Genomic DNA, 3352 nt, shown 5'->3' with positions numbered 1-3352 from the left:
ATGGGCCAGGACGCGTTAAATCGATTTCCTGCACAGTTTTCCGGCGGACAGCGACAGCGGATTTGTATTGCTCGAGCTCTTGCGCTCGAACCCAGCATCCTCATTGCAGACGAAGCAGTTTCTGCACTTGACGTGTCTGTGCAGCGCGAGGTTCTAAATTTGTTACGTGAAATACGCGATCAATTTGGACTCACAATTTTGTTCATTACACATGATCTGAGGGTCGCGTCGCAAATCTGCGATAATATTCTCGTGATGAAAGATGGGGTGATAGTAGAAAGAGGTCCTGTTCAGCAAGTATTTGACTCCCCAGAGCACGAATATACCAAGAAGTTACTTGCAGCTCAGCCGGGAAAGAACTGGAAAATCCCTTCGTTCTCCGCTGAGGAGCTCGCGTAGGGCTGCTTTGGCTTGCGTCTTGAGACGAATTCAAAATCAGGCGCTGAATGTACCTTTCGTGACAAAGCGTAGTCCTGTTTAAGATAGTTAGGAAGAATTATGGACAGTCCTAATGTTGGCCGTACAGCCGCTATTTATGATGCATTGCGTGAACTTGAATGTGGGGAATTTCTGAATGATCTTAAGAAGTTAGTTTCAGTTCGGACGGTAAGCACGCTTGAGAACATGTATCCGGCACTGGAGAACTATGTCGACGAAGTGCTTCCAGGTTTACTGGAGCCTATAGGCTTTAAGACAAGATCTTTCGAAAATCCGGTTTCCGGCGGTGGTCCTTTGTTATTTGCCGAAAGGATCGAGGAACCGGATGCGCTGACCGTTCTCTTCTATGGACACGGTGATGTTGTGCTGGGTATGGACGAGCGATGGGAAACACCCGCCGGGCCATGGGACATTCATATTGAAGGCGACAAATGGTATGGCCGTGGCACGGCAGACAACAAAGGCCAACACCTCGTGGCTCTGTCGGCGATCAGATCAGTTATCCGCCGCAGGGGAAGTCTTGGATTTAACATCAAACTTCTTGTGGAGACGAGCGAAGAGATAGGCTCGCCGGGGCTGCGTGAATTCTGTATGGAGAACAAAGACTTGCTCCAGGCTGACGTATTGCTTGGATCAGACGGTCCGCGGCTTGATAAAGATCATCCTACTTTATTTATGGGGTCGCGGGGAATCCTAACTTTCGATCTCGTTGTCAGATGTCGAGAAAGACTGAAACACTCTGGAAATTGGGGGGGATTACTAAAAGATCCGGTCATTCGCCTGAGCAATGCGATTTCCACAATCGCGGATGAAAACGGAAGGATGCTTGTCCACGACTGGAAGGCAGATTCTTTGACTGCTTCTGTCAAGGAAGCTCTTGCCAACGATGCGATCGTCCGTGTCTTTGAAAGTGCCGAAATTGACGCAGAATGGGGTGAGAGTGAATTGTCTCCCGCCGAACGGGTGTTTGCATCAAATAGCTTCATGGTTCTTGGTATCTCAAGCGGTTCGACCACCAATCCAGTAAATGCAATCCAGACTCAAGCTTCCGCTGTGTGTCAATTGCGTTTCGTCGTCGGCACAGACCCGCAAAAAGCATTGACCCAATTAAGAGAACACCTCGATAAGTGCGGATTCAACGACGTAGAAATAATACCCAGGGATGAGACTTATCATAGCGCTACGCGACTGAGCCCCGATCATCCCTGGGTGAAATTCGTTACTGGTTCAATTGTAGATACGCTCAACGTTGAACCGATATTGCTTCCGAACCTAGGTGGGTCCCTTCCCAACGACAGTTTTTCCGAAATACTGGGACTTCCGACGATCTGGATTCCCCATTCTTATCCAGATTGTCAGCAACATTCGCCAGACGAGCACATTCTCGAGACGATCGTGAATCAGGGGCTTCAGATAATGACAGGTCTGTTCTGGGACATTGGAGCCAAGTCTTACGTCGAATTACGTCACATGGGCGGTTCCAATGCAAAGTGCTAATACCATCGTACTGATTCAACGTCCCATACTCAGGTTGTCACGCGAATGCCGAAGCATTAGAGGCTGAGCGACCCAAACTCAAAACGGTTGCCCGAAAGGTACATCGCGAGCCAATTGGTCGACTTTATGGTCGCCTCAAACGCATTGTGCCTAGCAACCAGGGTCCGGGCGTCCTTGTTGGCAGCGCGAACTATCTTCCTCCGATTCGATGCAAGCCCGGACCCAAATTAATTGCAATTAGGTTTCAGCGAAATACACGATCGACATGAAACATTATGGGGGAGGCGATCGAGGATCTCCCATCGACTGGAATTTCGGCTTCAGCTCTTGATCCACGGCAAAAAGAACATTGCGCCGTCTCTCTTGACCTGCTCCCCTGAAAGTTCCTCGTTTTGAGGTTAGTCTGTTCCCAATTAAAGGATACAGACGATGAAGCGATCCAGGTTCTCTGAAGAACAGATCATCGGTATTTTGAAAGAACATCAGGCGGGCATTTCGGCCGCCGAGCTTTGCCGCAAATACGGTGTCAGCGATGCAACCTTTTACAAGTGGCGCTCGAAGTACGGCGGCATGGAGGTGGCTGATGCCAAAAGGCTGAAGACTCTTGAAGAAGAGAACGCAAAGCTGAAGAAGCTGCTCGCGGAGTCGATGATGGATGTGTCGACGCTCCGCGAGATGCTCGGAAAAAACTTCTGACGCCTGGCTCAAGGAGGAATGCCGTGAGCTGGGCAATTGGGACCAGAGGCTATTCGCAACGCCGCGCCTGCGGGTTGGTCGGTATCGATCCGCGTGTTTACCGCTATCGGTCGACGAGATCCGATGATGCCGGGTTGCGTCAGAGGCTGAAGGAATTGGCTTTGGAGAGACGGCGCTTTGGTTATCGTCGTCTGCACATCCTGCTGAAGCGCGAAGGCATAGAAGCCAACTGGAAGAAGGTCTACCGGATCTACCAGGAAGAGCGTCTCACGGTGCGCAAGCGCGGCGGCCGGAAACGAGCCCTGGGAACGCGAGCGCCGATGGCTGTGCCGCAAGCCGCTAATCAACGCTGGTCCCTCGACTTCGTCTCCGATGCCCTGATTGACGGACGCCGGTTCCGTATCCTGTGTGTCATTGATGACTTCAGCCGCGAATGTCTTGCAGCGGTGGTCGACAACTCGATCTCCGGAGCCCGGGTCTCACGGGAACTGGACGGGATCGCTGAGCGCCGCGGTCGCTATCCCTTGATGGTGGTCAGCGACAACGGTACGGAACTCACCTCAAACGCGATGCTCAAATGGCAGCAGGACCGCAGTGTCGATTGGCTGTCAATGGCACCTTAAATTTCCCCAGAATGGGCCCTTTAAAAATCCCCAGTCTGGTGTCCCGGTAGTCAGCCGGATTTACAGACTGGCGGCTCCGTTTGTAGCTTTTGGTGGTC

The 3352-nt window shown here is 51.6% G+C and carries 2 protein-coding genes and 1 pseudogene; all 3 read left to right on the top strand.

The window, feature by feature from the left end; genetic code table 11:
• Positions 1-399, top strand: a 399-nt coding sequence (locus tag K5905_RS30245) for an ABC transporter ATP-binding protein (RefSeq protein WP_297591409.1), incomplete at its 5' end; no start/stop codon positions are given.
• Between the two features lie 99 nt (positions 400-498).
• On the top strand, positions 499-1935 hold the full coding sequence (locus K5905_RS30240; RefSeq protein ID WP_297591408.1) for a M20/M25/M40 family metallo-hydrolase: 1437 nt from the start codon (positions 499-501) through the stop codon (positions 1933-1935).
• 429 nt (positions 1936-2364) lie between these two features.
• Positions 2365-3251, top strand: a pseudogene (locus tag K5905_RS30235) (IS3 family transposase); the annotation flags it as partial.
• Positions 3252-3352: the final 101 nt, after the last annotated feature.

The organism is Roseibium sp., from assembly GCF_025698965.1.
Classification (GTDB): Bacteria; Pseudomonadota; Alphaproteobacteria; order Rhizobiales; family Stappiaceae; genus Roseibium.
The sequence above is the reverse complement of the archived record's forward strand: the minus strand, read 5'-3'. Positions and strand labels throughout refer to the sequence as shown.

Bases quoted from the DNA above. Each gene is read 5' to 3' on its own strand.
- K5905_RS30240 (WP_297591408.1), top strand. From the start codon at position 499: ATGGACAGTCCTAATGTTGGCCGTACAGCCGCTATTTATGATGCATTG.